General features: G+C 58.5%; 15 protein-coding genes and 1 pseudogene. 7 read left to right on the forward strand and 9 right to left on the reverse strand.

Annotated elements, in window-relative coordinates:
* Positions 1 to 2: 2 nt before the first annotated feature.
* The 4 genes and pseudogenes from cas3 to NE562_RS03275 form a co-directional block, all read right to left on the reverse strand.
* The gene (gene cas3, locus NE562_RS03260; RefSeq protein WP_280960962.1) at positions 3 to 2144 is read right to left on the reverse strand and encodes a CRISPR-associated helicase Cas3'; all 2142 of its coding nucleotides are present in this window, start codon (positions 2142 to 2144) and stop codon (positions 3 to 5) included.
* Positions 2145 to 2463: 319 nt separating this feature from the next.
* A pseudogene (locus tag NE562_RS03265) lies at positions 2464 to 3054 on the reverse strand (manganese catalase family protein); the annotation flags it as partial.
* The gene (locus NE562_RS03270; protein ID WP_280960964.1) at positions 3054 to 3311 is read right to left on the reverse strand and encodes a spore coat protein CotJB; all 258 of its coding nucleotides are present in this window, start codon (positions 3309 to 3311) and stop codon (positions 3054 to 3056) included. The pseudogene NE562_RS03265 and the gene NE562_RS03270, both read right to left, overlap by 1 nt.
* Entirely contained in the window at positions 3308 to 3505 is a 198-nt protein-coding gene (locus NE562_RS03275; protein WP_280960965.1) for a spore coat associated protein CotJA, read from the reverse strand. Before NE562_RS03275 ends, NE562_RS03270 begins: the two co-directional genes overlap by 4 nt.
* Before the next feature lie 140 nt (positions 3506 to 3645).
* Here NE562_RS03275 and NE562_RS03280 point away from each other — a divergent pair, with 140 nt between their 5' ends.
* From NE562_RS03280 to NE562_RS03290, 3 genes are read left to right on the forward strand one after another with little or no spacing between them, the layout of a single operon-like run.
* Positions 3646 to 4206: a TIGR01440 family protein gene (locus NE562_RS03280; RefSeq protein WP_280960966.1), complete on the forward strand. Its 561-nt coding sequence runs from the start codon at positions 3646 to 3648 to the stop codon at positions 4204 to 4206.
* Between the two features lie 7 nt (positions 4207 to 4213).
* Positions 4214 to 4918, forward strand: a complete 705-nt coding sequence (locus NE562_RS03285; protein ID WP_280960967.1) for an HAD family hydrolase — start codon at positions 4214 to 4216, stop codon at positions 4916 to 4918.
* Positions 4919 to 4942: 24 nt separating this feature from the next.
* Complete coding sequence (locus tag NE562_RS03290) at positions 4943 to 5197, forward strand: TIGR03905 family TSCPD domain-containing protein (RefSeq protein ID WP_280960968.1); 255 nt, start codon at positions 4943 to 4945, stop codon at positions 5195 to 5197.
* A gap of 56 nt (positions 5198 to 5253) precedes the next feature.
* Here NE562_RS03290 and NE562_RS03295 read toward each other — a convergent pair whose 3' ends face one another.
* A complete protein-coding gene (locus NE562_RS03295; protein WP_280961048.1) occupies positions 5254 to 5904 on the reverse strand; it encodes a 4'-phosphopantetheinyl transferase family protein in 651 nt (216 codons plus the stop codon).
* 129 nt (positions 5905 to 6033) lie between these two features.
* Here NE562_RS03295 and NE562_RS03300 point away from each other — a divergent pair, with 129 nt between their 5' ends.
* On the forward strand, positions 6034 to 7833 hold the full coding sequence (locus NE562_RS03300; protein WP_280960969.1) for a glycerophosphodiester phosphodiesterase: 1800 nt from the start codon (positions 6034 to 6036) through the stop codon (positions 7831 to 7833).
* On the opposite strand, the gene NE562_RS03305 is transcribed toward NE562_RS03300, so the two are convergent.
* On the reverse strand, positions 7826 to 9283 hold the full coding sequence (locus NE562_RS03305; RefSeq protein ID WP_280960970.1) for a GntR family transcriptional regulator: 1458 nt from the start codon (positions 9281 to 9283) through the stop codon (positions 7826 to 7828). The two genes, NE562_RS03300 and NE562_RS03305, sit on opposite strands and share 8 nt — an antisense overlap.
* A gap of 160 nt (positions 9284 to 9443) precedes the next feature.
* Between NE562_RS03305 and NE562_RS03310 the strand changes: the two genes are divergently transcribed.
* Positions 9444 to 11834 carry a response regulator gene (locus tag NE562_RS03310; protein WP_280960971.1) on the forward strand — a complete coding sequence of 797 codons (2391 nt, stop codon included), beginning with the start codon at positions 9444 to 9446 and terminating at the stop codon, positions 11832 to 11834.
* A gap of 71 nt (positions 11835 to 11905) precedes the next feature.
* Here the strand turns inward: NE562_RS03310 and NE562_RS03315 are convergent, their stop codons facing one another.
* The 3 genes from NE562_RS03315 to NE562_RS03325 all read right to left on the reverse strand — a co-directional run bounded on the left by NE562_RS03315 (position 11906) and on the right by NE562_RS03325 (position 12740).
* Positions 11906 to 12115, reverse strand: a complete 210-nt coding sequence (locus NE562_RS03315; protein WP_280960972.1) for a tautomerase family protein — start codon at positions 12113 to 12115, stop codon at positions 11906 to 11908.
* A gap of 16 nt (positions 12116 to 12131) precedes the next feature.
* The gene (locus NE562_RS03320; protein ID WP_280960973.1) at positions 12132 to 12533 is read right to left on the reverse strand and encodes a cupin domain-containing protein; all 402 of its coding nucleotides are present in this window, start codon (positions 12531 to 12533) and stop codon (positions 12132 to 12134) included.
* 66 nt (positions 12534 to 12599) lie between these two features.
* Entirely contained in the window at positions 12600 to 12740 is a 141-nt protein-coding gene (locus tag NE562_RS03325) for a hypothetical protein (protein ID WP_280960974.1), read from the reverse strand.
* A gap of 194 nt (positions 12741 to 12934) precedes the next feature.
* Here NE562_RS03325 and NE562_RS03330 point away from each other — a divergent pair, with 194 nt between their 5' ends.
* Both NE562_RS03330 and NE562_RS03335 read left to right on the forward strand, forming a co-directional pair.
* Positions 12935 to 14263 carry an ABC transporter substrate-binding protein gene (locus NE562_RS03330; RefSeq protein ID WP_280960975.1) on the forward strand — a complete coding sequence of 443 codons (1329 nt, stop codon included), beginning with the start codon at positions 12935 to 12937 and terminating at the stop codon, positions 14261 to 14263.
* 92 nt (positions 14264 to 14355) lie between these two features.
* Positions 14356 to 17148, forward strand: coding sequence for an ATP-binding protein (locus NE562_RS03335; protein WP_280960976.1), 2793 nt, complete (start codon positions 14356 to 14358; stop codon positions 17146 to 17148).
* Positions 17149 to 17240: the final 92 nt, after the last annotated feature.

Raw genomic sequence — 17240 nt, forward strand, 5'->3', positions numbered from 1 at the left:
CGTTATAAAAATATTCCGACGCCGCCGTCGGTCAGCAGAACAAGACCCGTTTGCTCATTATAGAGCGTTAAATCGGTTAGGATCGCGACGCTTTCGTCCTGCACGTCCAGTGCGCCGCGCGCAAGCAGCGCTTCAAAGTGATTTTCGTAAATATTGACCGACTCTTGCCCAGCCTGTCGGAGGAGCGAGCGCGTCCGTTCGCCCGCTTGGAGACGCGCGGCCAGCGCTTTAGCACTTTCCATGCGGGGAATGAGTACGGCACGGGTGTTATCATCGATCAAGCGAAACGCACTCGCAACTGAAGCGAACGGAAAGCTGCCCGTTCGCGCGCCCGCTTCCATGCGGGACACAATGCGGTTGCTGTCCAGCGCATCGCCGCTATATTGATAAAGTGCGGTAAAGTACCGCTCAATCGTTTCAGGCGCGTCGAGTGCCGAACCGTCATGGGTGATTTGCTTTGCCACGTTGAGCGGACGGCGCAGCGTGTGCGGCAGTTGGGCGGTATAGGTTTGATCCGGCTGAAAGATATAGACCGTGCTTTCCTCCACTGTTCGCTTTCCTTCGCGGTTGCAGCGTCCGGCTGCCTGAATTTCAGAATCCAGTCCTGCTTCGGCACGGTATACGACAGGAAAATCCACGTCCACACCCGCTTCAATCAGGCTGGTTGAAACGACGCGGCAGGACCGGCCGTTTTTCAGGCGCTTCCGTACCTCGGCCAATACTGCGCGACGGTGGGCGGGCGTCATCAATGTGGAAAGGTGAAAGTTTTCGTTTCCATCCAATAGGGTAAATACGGCCTGCGCCTGTTTGCGTGTGCCGACAACGCATAGCGCTTGCTCATGACCGTTTAACCGTGCGGCCAACGCGTCATCGGACAGCCGTTCTAGATGGATAAATTGTACGCGGCGAAAAATTTCGTAGTCGATGCGCGGCGCGATCTCGCGTAAGGATAGATCCGGCGCCACAGCATGAAATAAAGGACCGAGCGCGGGCTGGGTCGCGGTGCAGAGCACACAGGAAGCGCCGTAATTAACGGACAGCTCGGCAATGGCTTGCACGCAGGGCTGTAAATAGGGCAAGGGAATGGTTTGCGCTTCGTCAAAGATGACGACGCTGTTGGCCAAATTGTGTAGCTTTCGGCAACGCGAAGGTTTGTTTGAAAATAGAGATTCAAAGAATTGGACCGCTGTGGTGACGATAACCGGCATTTCCCAGTTTTCGGTTGCCAACTTTTTGCGAAACAGATCGGGATCGTTTTCATTGTCAAAATCAACGTTTATGTGGTGCTCCAACACGTTTTCACTGCCGAGGATATCACGGAATTTATCTGCCGTCTGTTCTATGATTGAGGTGAATGGAATGATATAGAGGATTCGTCTTTTGCCGTGCGTTAGCGCGTGCCGCAATGCAAAGGCGAGAGAAGCGACCGTTTTGCCTCCGCCCGTTGGCACGGTCAACGTAAACAGGCCCGGAAACTGTGTGGAGCCGGCATCTAGGCAGGCGCGTAGGATATCACAACGCGCTTGGTTGAGCGGCGTTTGTGGCTTCATCCAATGCTGAATATAGGATTCCAAACGGTCAAGCAGTGTGCGCATCTCGGTTGACTGGCCGCGCGGTGGTTTATCCTGCCGCATAAATGCTTCGGTATCCAGAAAATCCGCATCCACCAAACAGGAAAACAGCATGCGTGTCCAAAAGGCGGCTGTAAAACCGCCCTGTCCTATGACGCGCGGCGGCTGGAAGGAGGGACGCGATAAGGAGACCGCTGTGGAAAAAGCCTGATACGGCGCCACGGCACGCTTTAGCCGCGCTGATAATGTGGGTCCGTCGGCGGCATCGGTACGCGCGCCGCCGTCCGGTAAGCCGCCATGGTGTCCGGCGACACAGTAGGCGACTCCGATGCCGCAGACTTTGTAAATCTCCTGTGCGCCTGCGGTGGAGTGATCGGTTTGCAGACTGTAGCCGCGGATACGTTTTTGAAACGCGTCCGAGTATTTGCCGAGATCGTGCGCCAGACCAATTTGATATGCAAGCTGCTGTGCGCCGAACGGCGCTGCAAAGCTTGCGCTATTTTGTGCAGTCGCCGTCAGGTGTGCGATGAGCGGCTGCTCGCGGCCGTCTTCAGTGCGGTGCGCAAGATACATAGAAAAATCTCCTTTTGTTCATACAGAATAACCCACAATATGAAATCTTATGGTTATTGTACAACACGGATTTGGATAAATCAACAAAATTATACAAAATAATTGGGAAATAAAATGTTGAATTGCACAAAAATATGCGACGTATTTGAAAAACACCCCGTCCTTGCGCGAACGGCGCAAGGACGGGGCGAAAACAGTATCAATTAGGGCTGCAACCCTATTTCTTCATATTAGAGGGCGGCTGCATTTCGGGCGGGACTAGGTCGCTGCCGTCCATGCGGGGCTGCGGCGGCGTCCACGGTTTTTCAGGGGGACGAACGTCGAAAGCCGGATTGAACGCATAATAGTTTTTCGCGTCCAAATTATCTTGAACGACTCTGAGAGCGTCGCCAAACCGCTGGAAATGCACGACTTCACGCGCGCGCAGGAACTTGAGCGGCTCGCGCACATCGGGGTCGTCGATCAGGCGCAGCAGGTTGTCGTACGTCGTTCTGGCTTTGGATTCCGCCGCCAGATCTTCAAACAAATCGGTCAGCGGATCGCCCTTGGACTGGAACGTCATGGCGCTCCACGGCGTGCCCGATGCGAACTGCGGGTAAATGCCGGTGGTATGGTCGACAAAGTAGGCGTCGAAGCCGCCTTCCTTGATCTGCTCAGGCGTCAGGTTGCGCGTCAGCTGGTAAACGATCGCCGCAATCATTTCGAGATGCGCCAGCTCTTCGGTGCCGACATCGGTCAAGATACCCTTGCATTCCTTATAGGGCATGGCGTAACGCTGGTTGAGGTAGCGCATGGATGCGCCCAGTTCGCCGTCCGGTCCGCCAAGCTGCGTAATAACTATTTTAGCGGCTTGCGGGTCCGGATTTTTGATTTTGACGGGGAATTGTAATCTTTTATCGTATGACCACATCAGTTATCCTCTCCTTCCCAAGGCCACGGGTCGTCGATCCAGCGCCAAGTGCCGGTGCGGGTGTCGACCTCGCGCGCGGTCAGCGGGCCGAATTGATCTTCGTATTCGGCGGCAGCCTTGTCAAAGGCTGTGCGCATTTTACTATAGTAGGCGAGCGCGGCGCTGTTTTTCGGGTGGCCGTCGAGATACTCGATCACATCGACCAGCGCGAAATCATACATGCGCACACGGTTTAAAAGCTTCTCACGTTCAGTCATCGCGGCACAGCCTCCTCACCCAGAAAAGGTTTATCCAGCGCCGGAAATATCGTGCCGCGGGAAAGCGCGAGCGCCGGTTCGTACGGCGTATCAAAGCTCTGCGCGGGGACAAAGCCCATTGCCAGAGATAGCAGACGCGGATCGATGCTGTCTGCCGGCAGCGCCTGATCCGGGCCTGTGTATTGCATATTCATAACGAGTTGCTCCTTCAGCTTAGACGGTATTGAGGGGTAACCTCACTGTCAGTGTATGCCGGATAAAAAAATGGCGTGAAAGCGTGCGCCCATGTTCATTCTGTGGTATACTGTTTCTATCAAAAGGAGGCGAAAATACCATGGAGCTGAATGAAATACAGGCGCAGTGCGCGCAGGCGGCCGCCGAGGTATGCGATCAGGCAAAGCTGCGCGCGGGCGATCTGCTTGTAGTCGGCTGTTCGTCAAGCGAAATATCGGGTGAGAAGATCGGCACCCATTCCAGCGTAGAAGTGGCCGAGGCCGCGTTTGAAGGCATATACGGCGTTTTGCGCGAGCGCGATATTTATTTGGCCGCGCAGTGCTGCGAGCATTTGAACCGCGCGCTCGTCGTCGAGCGCGCCGCGTACGAACGCTTTGCGCTCGATGAAGTAAACGTTGTGCCGCAGCCCAAGGCGGGCGGTTCGTTCGCAACGACGGCGTACCGGCGCTTTGCGGATCCGGTCGCGGTGGAAAGCGTGCGGCAGAACGCCAAAGCGGGTCTGGATATCGGCGGTACGCTTATCGGCATGCATATCAAGCCGGTGGTCGTTCCGCTGCGGATCAGCCTAAAGCGCATCGGCGAAGCGACGCTGATCTGCGCGCGCCGCAGGCCGAAATTCGTCGGCGGCAGCCGCGCGGTATACAACGAAAATTTGCTGTGAGGAAAAAATGGGATTAAAAGCGGTATTTTTTGATTTAGACGATACGCTGTACGCCAGCTTTATGGCGGGCGACGCTTACGCGTACGAACAGCTGGCCCGCTTTGCGGAGGAAACGCTCGGCGTAAACGGACAGGAATTTGTCGCGGCCTTTGCCGCCGCGCGTAAAAAGCTGGCGCGTATGCAGCCGGGCATGCCGCCGCTGCACGACCGCGTGCTGGCCGCGCAGGGCGCGCTCGAAAGCATGGGCTTGAACGCGGTGCGCTATGCGCGCGCGGTATTTTCGGTTTATTGGAACGCGGTGTTTGATAAAATGGAGCGCCGCCCGGGCGTGCCCGAGCTGCTGCGCGACCTGCGCGCCGCCGGAGTAAAAACCGCCGTGTGCACCGATATGCTGGCCGATATTCAGCTTGATAAGCTGGACCGGCTGGGCCTTGCCGATCTGATTGATTTCCTTGTTTCGAGCGAGGAGGCGGGGCGCGACAAGCCCGCGCCGCCCATCTTTCAGCTGGCGCTGCAAAAATGCGGCTGCCTGCCGGAGGAGGCGGTCATGGTGGGCGACAACTTCCTGCACGATGTGCAGGGCGCGTACGACTGCGGCATACCGGGCGTTTGGCTCAACTGGACCGGGCTGGACCGCCCGGAAAACGCCTGCCCCCACACGGAGGCGGCGGATTTTATCGAGGCCGCGCGCTATATCCGTACGCTGCTGTGAGACAAAAGGAGACTACAACCGACAATGAAGCATTTTGACTACAAGCCGCGCGGCGTTTGCTCCATGCGCATTTCATTCGACATGGAGGGCGACACGGTGCACAACGTATCCTTTATGGGCGGGTGCAACGGCAATCTACAGGCGATCAGCCGCGTGGTAGAGGGCATGACGGTCGAACAGATCGAGGGATATTTTAAAGGCATTTCCTGCAACGGCAGAGGCACCTCGTGTTCCGACCAATTAGCGACCGCGGTGCGCGCGGCGCTGGAGAAAAATTAAAAGCATACAAAACCGCCGGGACCATGGTCCCGGCGGCTTTTGTATGCTTTTCATGATCAATCCATGATTTCCAGCACCGGCGCTTTGGCGTTTGCTTCCTCGGTGCAGACCGCCAACCGGTACGAAGGATCGGAAAAGGGGACGAGCGCGAGCGAATACGGGCGATCCGCTTCGTCGTATTCGAGCGTGGGCACGTCCGCCCGCAGACGAATACAAAAGCTGCGCAGCGGCAACAAAAGGCCCCGGCCGGTCGCCTTGACAAACGCTTCCTTGAGCACCCAGAGCGAGTAAAACGCATCCTCGCGCCGGTACAGGGGCAGACTATCGAGATAGCGCACCTCTTCCCGGTGGAAAAAGCGCGCGGCGATATCGCGGCGGCCGGGCTCGCGCCGCTCAATGTCAACGCCGACCGGATGGTCGGACACCGCGCAGACCGCCCACGCGCCCGAATGCGACAGGCTGAAATGCACGCCGGGCTGCGCGACGAGGCAGGGCTTGCCCCCCTCGGCCACCGAGATGGCGAGCGGGTGCGGGATGGACGGGAACAGCTTTGCCACCGCGTATTCCAACAGAAGCGTCGCGGCAAAGCCCTGCGCGCGGGCGGGGCCGTGGCGGCGGTCCAATTCCTCCAGCCGGTCGGGCGCGATTAGAGAACGGGCGGACGGGTCGTCCGGATCGGTTTTGGTCACAGGTATCGCATAAATCACGGTCAAGGCAAAATCCCCCCTTTGTGCTGCCGCGCGGTACGTGCCGCAGCGCCCTGATCTTTAATGAAATGCCAAAGCTTATTTTAGCGCATTTTGAATGGAAAAACAAGAGAGAAAGGAGCAAAGCGAATGAGAAAGCGTGTGGCCGAAGTGTTTGGCATGGTGCTGCGCAACTGGGATACGCTCATTGGCTTTGCGGTGATCTATAAAACCATAGGGTATGCCTTCCTTTTCCCGGAAATCCGCGTGCAGCTTGCCATCTTGCCGCGCCTGCTCGGCTTGCCGCATGTGGGGCAGCAGGACATCGGCGCGTTGCTCCGGTCGCCGCTGGCGCTGCTTTTGATCGCGGCCACGCTGCTTCTGCTCGCGTTTTACCTTTTGTTTGAGGTGGTCGCACTGCTGATGTATTGCGAAGCGGGGTGGGAGCGGCGGCGTATCACGCTTTGGGATATGTGGAAAGAGGGGGGCAAGCGCACCGCCGGATTGTTCCGCCCAAAAAAGGTCGCGGTGCTTTCTTTGGCGCTGCCGCTGCTGCTTTCTGTTTTTTCCATGGCGAGCGGCTGGCTGCAAACGGTGCGGGTACCCGAATTTGTTGCGGAATACCTGCGGTCGACGCCCCGGCTGGCGCTGTCGTACGCGGCTATCATCATAGCGTGCAACCTGCTGCTGTTCGGTTTTGTGTTCGGCATGCCGGCGATGCTGCTGCACGGCGCTTCTTTCCCGGCGGCATGGCGCGAAAGCCTGCGGCTCATCCGGGGGAGAAGGGTCAAAACGGGCGGGACCATGCTGCTGCTTGGCGCGCTGCTGGCCGCGACCGTTCTTTTCGCGGCGGCGGTGGCCGTGATTCTGGTGGCCGCCGGCTGCCGGATCTTGTTTCCGCCCGCGCAGGCGCGCGTGCGCTTTGCGTTTTATATGGTAATTTTACAGCGGCTTAATACCGTGAGCATGGGCGCGGTGGTCTCTGTGTTACTATGCGCCGTCATCATCTCACTATACCATACTTACCGCGCAGAAAAGCGCCCGGCAAAGGAAAAACGCCCAAAAAAGCTCGCGAAAAAGCTGATCGGGCGAAGCCTGTTTGCGGCGACCGCGGTCGTAATGCTGCTTTTTATGAGCGAGACCGAGCTGGGCGGCGCGTTTTTCAGCGCGGGAGAGCATGAAACGCAGATCGTCGCGCACCGGGCGGGCGGCCTGTTCGCGCCGGAAAACACCGTGGCGGCGCTGCATAACGCGATAAGGGACGGAGCGGACGCGGCCGAGATCGATGTTCAGCAGCTGCGCGACGGCACGCTCATCGTTTTACACGATTCTGACTTCCGGCGAACGACCGGCGCGGACCTGACGGTGCGGGAGGCCGCGTGGCCGGAGGTGCGTCCGCTCGACGCGGGCGCTTCTTTTTCTCCCGCCTATGCCGGCGAGCCGGTGCCCACGCTGGCGGATATGCTGCGCGCGGCCAAAGACCGCATCGATCTGATGATCGAACTGAAAGGCCCCGGCGGGATGGAACGGGCCGTGCTGGACACGATCCGGCGATACGGCATGGAAACCCAGTGCAGCATCGCCTCGATGGATTTGGAAACGCTGCGCCGCGTCAAACAGCTGGCTCCGGAAATAGAAACGGTCTATATCTCCGCGCTGCTGATCTCCGACCGCTACGACCTGCCGTATGTGGATAGTTACAGCGTGGAGACCAGCTCGCTTTCGCTGGAAACCGTGGCGGACGCGCACGCCCAGCACAAAAAAATCTATGGCTGGACGGCAAATTCGATCAAGACCCTGAACAAACTGCTGCGCTGTCAGGTGGACGGCCTTGTGACCGATAACGCCTTGCTCGCGGCATATTGCATGGAGACCAACGGCGCGGATCTGTGGATGGACGATCTGACCGCGCTGTTTTTCGGCGAGCCGGAGCAAAGCGGCGTCAACTGAAACTCGCGGGGAGCTGGGCGGCAAGCGTGGGATGCCGCCGCAGCCGGTTGCGGGAATGATGATAAGCCGCCTGAAAAACGGCCTGAAAGCAGGCGGAGAAGCGATGCAGATCGTTTTGCTGGAGCGCGTCGCACAGCGATGAAAAGGCCTGCGTGATCTGCTGTGTCAGAGCTTTTTGCTCTTCGGGAGCGGGCGCCAACCGGTTTAGGTAATGGCCCCAAATCAGAATATCGTCGAACTGCCGGACGATGGTGCGCAGACAGTGATACGGCGCGTGCCGCCGCAAAAATTCCAACAGCATTTGCACGATGTGTGTGGTGCGCCGTTCGACCGAATCGCGCCACATAGCGGCGAGCGCCTCCGCCTGCCGCGCGTCCAGCGTGGCGGCGGCGGCATGGGAAAGCCGGTTTGTGCAGACGGAGAGAATCTGCATCACATCCAAATATAAAACAAGGTGCTCGCAGATCACCGGAATATCCAGCCGAAGCGGCGCCAGCGCGCCGCCTATCCGCCGTTCGATGCCCTTTTTATCCAGCACGCGGACGGCGCCGATGTCGCTGAGCAGCGCAACGGCGTTGCAGGCGGTCGATTTGGAGATTTCATAGGTGTTCATCAGGGCGGGAACGGAGGGCAGGTAGGCGCTTCCGTCAAACGCGCCGGCTTCCATGCGTTTATAAAGGCTGCGGGCCACGACGGTGTACAGCGGAACGTGTCCCTTTCCGCAAAACCACTGATAAGCGACTGCGGGGCGCTCGGCGGGATACCGCTGGTTCAGCCCGTCCAGATAGACGGCGGCGCGCGTTGCCCCGTCGCGGTACAGCTTTTCCAGCCGCCGCGTCAGCGCCGCGGGGTCGCGCTGTTCAATCGGCTGCAAGATGCTTGCAAGGGTGGCTTCCGCCAGCGCGACGCTTGTCGAAAAGGGATTGGCGAGCCGGGAGGAGGGCAGGTACGGAAGGCGCGCGTAATGCTCCATGTCCGCCCGCAGATCCATGATGACCGGATTTTGACAAGGCAGGAGCAGCGTGGTGAGAAAACGCGACACCTGCCTATGGATGCGGAATTCCTCGGTTTCTTGGCGCAGGTCGCGTATCACGGCGTAAAGCGCGCCGGTATCGGCGCGCTGCGCCCCTTTGGCGTATAGCGGCGGCATGATCAGCTCCAACCCGCCATAAAGATCAAGGATGCTCTCGCGCCGCTGGAGCAGCGCGGATACATAGCCTTCATCCGTTTCATCAAAACAAACGACCGCGCGCTTGCCCGGCGCGGCGTGGATATACCCATCCGCTTCCAGCATGCGGATGACCCTTCTGACCGTGGTGATGCCCGCGTGATACTGGCGGCAGAGCTCCCGCTGGGAGGGCAAGCTTTGCCCGCAGCGGATCGCGCCGCTGTAAAGCTGCGTGAGGATGGATTGATACAGCGTTTCGTATAGAATGTTTTCCCCTTTCACCGGTCGCCCTCCCTTGGCCTGATCTGCAACCAGTATACCATAGTTTGGCGCGGTACAAAACACTTGCTTATTCATTGGAGAAGGAATAAAATAAACCTATAGTCAACACGGGAAAGACAGGCGGAAGCGAATTGCGACCTGAAAAAGGAAAGGCTTCAATATGGATATGACGACCCAAGGGAAGGATTATGAATATGCAACGCTGATGAATATGCTGCATGTCAGCGTCAGCAAGCATCTTTTGGATGAACATTTTACAATGGTGTGGGCCAACTCGTTTTATTATGATCTGATCGGCTACCCCAAAGAGGAATACGAAGCGCTATACCACAACCATTGCGATACTTATTATGTAAACGACGCGCTCGGCATACACGATGACAAGGAGCTTGCGGAATTGACGGACGCCGTCATGAAGGCGCTGTCCACCGGAAGGAACGGCTACATCCTCACTTCCAGAATGCGCCGCAAGAGCGGGGAATACATTTGGGTGCAGATGACGGCCACCTTCACGGATGAATACATCGACGGTCGGCAGGTCTCCTATACCGTTATGACCGATGTCACGGAAAGCATGCAGCAGCGGATCGAGCAAACGGCCGCCTATGACAATTTGCCCGGCTTTGTGGCAAAATACCGGATTGACCCGGAAATGCATATCCGAATCATGGAAGTAAACAGCCAGTTCAATACGTTTTTCGGCGCGGGAAGCAGCCGGATCGACACAGCCGCCGTTATTTTTCAAAACAACCTGAAGCAGAACGAGGAAGTCATCCGCGCCCACCGGCAGGAGCTGTCCGCGGGAAAACCGGTGCATTTTGTGATCCATGTGGAAAACAGCGCGGGCAAGACCTTTTGGCTGCAAGTCAACGCCTCCTGCGTCGACCGGCAGGGCGGGGACTTTATTTATCTGGCGATCTTTATCGACATCACCAATGAGACCGAGCTGCGCAGCATGCAGGAAAAGCTGGAGCAGCAGGCGCGCGAATTGCAACAGGCGCTTGAACTGGCGGAGCATGCCAGCCGCGCCAAGACGGATTTCCTATCCCATATGTCGCATGACATCCGCACGCCCATGAACGCGATCGTCGGCATGACGGATATTGCCAAGGCGCACCTGAACGAGCCGGAAAAAATGCTCGACTGCCTTGGCAAGATCGAGCTGTCCAGCCGCCATTTGCTGGGCCTGATCAACGATGTGCTGGACATGAGCCGGATCGAAAACGGCAATATCGCGATCAATACCGCGCCGGTATCCCTGCCCGAGCTGCTGGAAAACGTGGTAACGATCACACAGCCGAGCATCAAGGCGAGGGAGCAGCAGTTTGCCGTGCAGCTGCATCATGTGCGGCACGAGCGTTATTGCTCGGACGCGCTGCGCCTGCGGCAGATCCTGATCAACCTGCTGTCCAACGCGTCCAAATTCACGCCGTCCGGCGGCGCGGTGACGGTGGATATTGAAGAGTTTCCGGGGGCAGCGCCGGCCGACGCGGAACTGCGCATTCGGGTGGCGGATACGGGCATCGGCATGAGCGCAGGCTATCTCGAACACATTTTCGATCCCTTTTCCCGCGAGCAGGACAGCCGCGTGGATAAGACCGAGGGCAGCGGGCTGGGCATGGCGATCACCAAACGCCTTGTCGAGCTGCTGGGCGGCAGCATCGAGGTGCAGAGCGAGGTGGGCGTTGGCACGACCTTTGTCGTCCGCCTGCCCATGGAGATCGACGATACCGCGACGGAGCTTTGCCGGTTCCCGGAGCTAAAGGTCCTCGTGGTGGACGACGGCGCGTACACGCTGGAATATTTGGAGCAGCTGCTCGGTGAATTGCAGGTCAAAGCGGAATGCACCTCCAGCGGAGCGGACGCGGTGGAAAAGGTCGTGCGGGCCAGCCGGGAAGGGCGCGATTACGACGCGGTCATTTTGGATTGGAAAATGCCCGAGCTGGACGGCCTGCACACCGCCGAGCGTATCCGCGAGAAGGTGGGCCGTCAATTCCCCATCCTCATCATGTCCGCGTATGATTGGAGCGATATCGAGGATGTCGCAAAGCGGGCGGGCGTCAACGGTTTTTTGCAAAAGCCGATTTTTCGCTCCACGCTGTGCTATGGGATTAAAAGATACGTTTTGCAGCAAAAGGCGGAAAAAAGCGTGCAGCCCACTTATGATTTTTCGGGCAAGCGCCTGCTTCTGGTAGAAGATAACGAACTGAACCGTGAGATCGCGGTTGAGCTGTTGCAGCGGACCGGCGCGATCGTCGACACGGCGTGCAACGGCAAGCAGGGGATAGAACGGTTTGAAAACGTTCCGGAAGGGCATTACGCGCTGATCCTGATGGACATTCAAATGCCGGTGATGGACGGTCTGGCCGCGACCCGCGTCATCCGTGCGCTTTCCCGCGCCGACGCGGCGACGGTACCGATTATCGCCATGACCGCCGACGCGTTCGCGGAGGATGTCGTCGCGTCGAAGCAAGCCGGTATGACCAGCCATCTGGCCAAACCGATCGATGTGGCCGAGCTGTACCGTGTGATACAAGCCTGTCTTGCATAATAAATGGTCCGGCAAGGGCGCGCCGCCATCAGGCGAGCTCCTTGCCGGACCGCTTTTTTATGCGCCCCCGGTCAGACCTTGGGCTTGATGAATTGGGTATCCTCTGCAAATGCGGCCATGTGCTCGGCCCATTTGTCCTTGGGGATATCACGGATGGATACCGATACGACTCTTTCCTCTATGCCAAGGTCCTGTGCGATAAAACGCTGTACCTTTTGCGCGAGGGCGGCTTTGGTGTCATGATCCCGCCCGGGGAACATGGTGATGTCGATATGTGGCATGGTAAAAAGACTTCCTTTACGTTAATTGATCGTATTCCTCGTTGCCGACCGGTTCGAGCCACTCGTTGGAAGCGCCTTCCGCCGGTACCTCCACCGCAAGGTGCACGAACCAGCTGTCGCGCGCGGCGCCGTGCCAGTGCTTGGTCTCAGGCGGGATGTTGACAACGTCGCCCGCGTGAAGCTCGCGCGCGGGCCGGCCCCATTCCTGATACCAGCCGCGTCCGGCGGTCACCAGCAATATCTGCCCGCCCTTGTGGTGGATGTGCCAGTTATTGCGGCAGCCGGGCTCAAACGTCACGTTACCGATGCCCACCCCCTCAGTCGTGAGCATGTTCAAATAACTTTGGCCGATAAAATACTGGGCATAGCCTGTGTTTGCGGGACCTCTTTCAAAAATTCCTGATTTGGGTTCGGTCAATGATCGCGCCTCCTTTGCTTCGTGTTTTGTCCTACCGACATCTTATCACTTGGAGTTTACTCCATGTCAAGAGAAAATTTGAAATTTATTGTAAGCGGAAAGCGCCAACGTTTCACTCAGCAGATTGACGCCGTTCGACAGCAAGGCTTCGGTGTTGTGGAAAGCTTCGCACGCGCGGCGCAGCCACTGTGTGAAGATAAAATTCATTGAATCTCCTTCTTTCATCCGGTATAATGATAGTAAAATCAGGCGCCCTGATGAAGATGCGGCAGGGGGCGGCCTGTCCGTTCGGACATAACCCGTCGAAAGCTTGGGTGGGGGGATCGCCCTGTCTAGCTCGGTTTTTCTCATGCAGATCATCGCCATGACGGCGGTATTAAAGCGATACGGGGGGAGTTATCATGAAAAGAAAGCTTACAAAAGCGGGGCTGCTGGTCGCTCTTACGGTTTTGGCCCTAGTGGGGGCCGGCTGCGGAATGGGACAGACAGATCCCGAGCTCTATCTGGACCACAGCATTCCGGAAACGCCCATCACGATTTTCACGCAGAACGAAGAGGTTTCGGACGCCATAGAAGACTGCTGCAAAACAGTTCTGAATCAGGACGGAAGCACCAATATCATGGTTTACAGCGATTCCGCCAACTTTTACGCGGACGAGGGCCTTTCCTACAGGGAGCTTCTGCTCAAACGCCTTTCCTCGGGGACAGCGGACGACCTCTACCTGATCCCGGCGGAGGACGTGCTGGAATTTGACGAGAAGGGCTATATCTACGATATGTCCGACCTGGATTTCACGGGGAACCTGTCTCAGGACGCGCTGATACAGAGCACTTATGACGGGAAGGTATTTTCCCTTCCGCTGTCCTACACTTGTTTCGGTTTTATATGGAATGTGGATATGCTGCGCGAGTATGGCCTGAACGTGCCGGAAAATCTGGAGGAATTCCTGCACGTATGCCAAACGCTGAAGGAAAACGGAATACTGCCCTATGGCGCCAACAAGGACTTTGCACTGACGGTCCCGGTGATGTGCGCAGGCCTATACGACCTCTATCAGGGGGAGGGCTGCGCGCAGAAGGTGGAGGCCGTGTCGAACGGCGCTACGCCCGTCAGCACCTATATGGAAAAGGGCTTTGCATTCCTCCAAATGCTGATCGACAAGGGGTATATGGACCCGGAGCGGGCGCTAGACACGCTGCCATCCCGGGAAGAAGAGCGGGAATTTTTCGCGGAGAGGAACTGCGCCTTTATTTGCGCCCTCTATCGCGGCAAGGCCTTCCGCGGCTATCCGTTTGAAATCCAAATGACGCCCCTGCCGGTGCTGGAAAGCGGCTCTATCTGCGTTGTGGGCGCCGACCAGAGGCTGGCGGTCAACCCGGGCTCCCAGCATCTGGACGCGGCCGTCGCCATCGTGGAGGCGCTGGGCCGGACGGAAACGCTGGATTCCTTCGCCAACAATCAAGGGAAAATCTCTTCTTCCCGAAATGCCACGGCCCCGGACATTCCCCAGTCGGATTTGCTGATCGCCTGCGTGGCTGAGGGCGGGCAGATTCCCAATCAGGACTTTCGCCTGCATTTTAACGTGTGGGATACCGTGCGGGAGCTGAGCCAGCAGCTCTGTCAGGGGCGGAGCGTGGCGGAAGTGACGGCGGAATACGACGCCATACAGCGGGAGGAGATCTCCAAATATGGGGGCGCCGCCGTGGGGGAAGGTTGGACAGACGATTGATTTTATGGTAACATAATAAGGCCTATCAGCCTGTATCAACGGGTAATGTAACGATAAGCCGGGAGTACCGTCCCGGGAAAGGGGAGCGCAACATGAGCAACTTAAGACGGGCAGTCTTGCGGTGCGGGGCCCTGCTGCTGACCCTGACCGTCGCGTTTGTATCCGTCTTTTGTGGCGGCGTCCGGGCGGCAGCGGCGCCGGAACGGATTTTAAAGGTTCCGTTCCCGCAGGTGCCCGGGTTCACGGAAACGGACGAATTCGGCAACCGGCACGGCATCGTGGTGGACTATCTTAACGAAATTGCCAATTACACCGGCTGGAAATATGAATATGTGGATATGGACAGCGACTCGGCCCTCTCGGGCTTTATGAACGGGGAATACGACCTGTTGGGCGGAGCCTACTATCAGCCCGCGCTGGAGCAGTACTTCGCCTACCCGGACTATAACGCGGGTTATACCAAAGCCTTTCTGCTCTCCCGCAGGGACGATGAGAGCATACGGGCTTACGACTGGGAGAGCATGGCAGGAAAGACCATCGGCGTCTACGACCGCGCCGAGGAGAATATCCATAGGCTGCAAAGTTTTCTTACCATCAACCAAATCGATTGCACCATCGTCTACTACAGCGGCGAGCAGATGTCCGAGGAAGGGAACCTGTACCACTATTTGAAGGATGGAGAGGTCGACATGCTGCTGGGCAACAGCTCGGACAGCGACGAAGCCTTCCGCCCGGTGGCCGCGTTCGATTCCCAGCCTCATTATATCGTCACGACGCCGGACCGCCCGGACATTCTGGCCGAGCTCAACATGGCGCTGGAGAAGATTGCCGACGCAAGCCCCAGCTTCGCGCAGGACCGCTACGACGCCAACTTCACAGACAGCGGCATCGCCAGTATTTTTTTAAACGAGGAGGAAATGGCATACATTCGCCGGAAGCAGACCGTATCGGTGGCGGTGGTGGACCAGTGGCACCCCTTCTACTGCTTGGAGTCAGCCAACAACCTCCACAATGGGCTGATCCCGGACGTTCTGGACCGGGTGGCGGCGTACACCGGCCTTACCTTTACTTATGTGACCGCGGATAGCTATGCCGAGGCCATTGAGCTGGTGCGCCGGGGCGAGGCCGATATGCTCGGCGCCTTTCTGGGTACGACGGATGAGGGCGTGGAGCTGGATATGGCCCTGTCCAGCACCTATGCCACCCTCAACGACATCGTCGCCCGGAACAAGTCGGTCAGCTTCCCCGCCGAGGGGCTGGTGGGCGCGGTCATGGAGGGGCGGCATATCCCCGCCAGCATACGGGCCGCCGAGGAGCGGACCTACCGCAACGTGCCGGATGCCCTTGCGGCCGTAAACCGGGGCGAGGTGGACTTCGTTTACGGCCTCTCCGCCCGGATCGAGCAGGTCATTCAGGAGCACCACTTTTCCAACGTCGTGCCCAACACCCTCGTCAACAATCGCAACGACATTTGCTTTGCGCTGCCCCGGCCCACCACGGTGGAGCTACTCACCATTTTAAACAAGGCCGTCAACAGCCTGAGCAGCGAGGACAAGGTCACGCTGGTCAATCAAAACCTGATCTCGGTGGGGGCAGGCCACCTCTCCGTGGTGGAGCTGGTCTACGCCAACCCCTTTCTTTTCGTGTCCCTATGCGCCGGTATCTTTCTGCTGCTGGGCGTGCTGCTGCTGGTGGTCGCCCGTTCCCGCATCCGCGCCGCCCGCATGCTGGGCGAGCTGGAGCGGGCGGAGGCCGCCAGCCGGGCCAAGGGAGAGTTCCTCTCCCGCATGAGCCACGAGATCCGCACCCCCATGAACGCCATCGTGGGTCTGAGTGAGCTCACCTGCCGGAGAGAGGATGTCTCGGAGGGCGTGCGGGAGAATCTGTTGAAACTCCGCGCCTCTTCGCACTACTTATTAAGCCTCATCAGCGACATTTTGGATATGAGCCGCATCGACAACGGCATGATGACGGTCTCGAGCGAGCCCTTCTCTCTGGAACGGCTCCTGACCGATCTGGAGAGCATGATGGCCTCGGAGGCCGGCCGGCGTGAAATCAGCTTTTCGGTGGTGCGGGACCTCACCGACGACGCCGTGCTGGGGGACGCCGTGCGTCTCAAGCAAATTCTGACCAATCTGGTTTCCAACGCGTTCAAGTTTACCCCCTCCGGCGGGTGGGTCCGCCTTACCGTCACCGAGACGGAACAGGGCGACGGGCGGGCGAGCTACCGTTTTCAGGTGGCGGACAGCGGCGTGGGCATCGCGCCCGAGCATCAGGAGCGAATCTTCGGCGCCTTTGAGCAGGTGGGCCCCAATCTGGCCAAGAGTCAGGGAACCGGCTTGGGCCTTGCCATCAGCCGAACGCTGGTGGAACTGATGGGCGGAGAACTGAAAATTAGGAGTGCGCTGGGTCAGGGCAGCGAGTTTTACTTCACGGTGTCCCTCCCTCTGGGCGGCGAAGCGTCCGCGCCTGAGTCCTCCGGGCAGCCGCAGTCCCTGAACGGGCTGCGTATCCTGCTGGCCGAGGACAACGACCTGAACGCTGAGATCGCCACCGAGCTGCTGGAGCTTCAGGGCGCCAAGGTGAGCCGGGCCGAAAACGGGGCGGTGGCCGTTGCCCTCTTCCGGGACAGCGCGCCCGGGGAATTTCAGGCCGTCCTCATGGATATCCAGATGCCGGAGCTGAACGGTCTGGAAGCCGCGCGGGAAATCCGGGCCATGGACCGGCCGGACGCCGGAAGCCTCCCCATCATCGCCATGACGGCCAACTCCTTTCAGGAGGACGTGGACGCGGCCATGAAGGCGGGAATGAACGGCTTCGTGACGAAACCGGTGGACGCCGACTATCTCTATCAGGTGCTGCATCAGGCGGTGAAGCGCCGCTGAGCCGCCGCGATCCGGTAAGACAATTTAGATGACGCGGGGCCCCACAATGATTGGCGCTTTGGGTTGCTTAGAAAATAGGAAAAGCCGCACGT

Origin of the sequence: Butyricicoccus faecihominis (assembly GCF_024462775.1) — a bacterium.
GTDB lineage: Bacteria > Bacillota > Clostridia > Oscillospirales > Butyricicoccaceae > Agathobaculum > Agathobaculum faecihominis_A.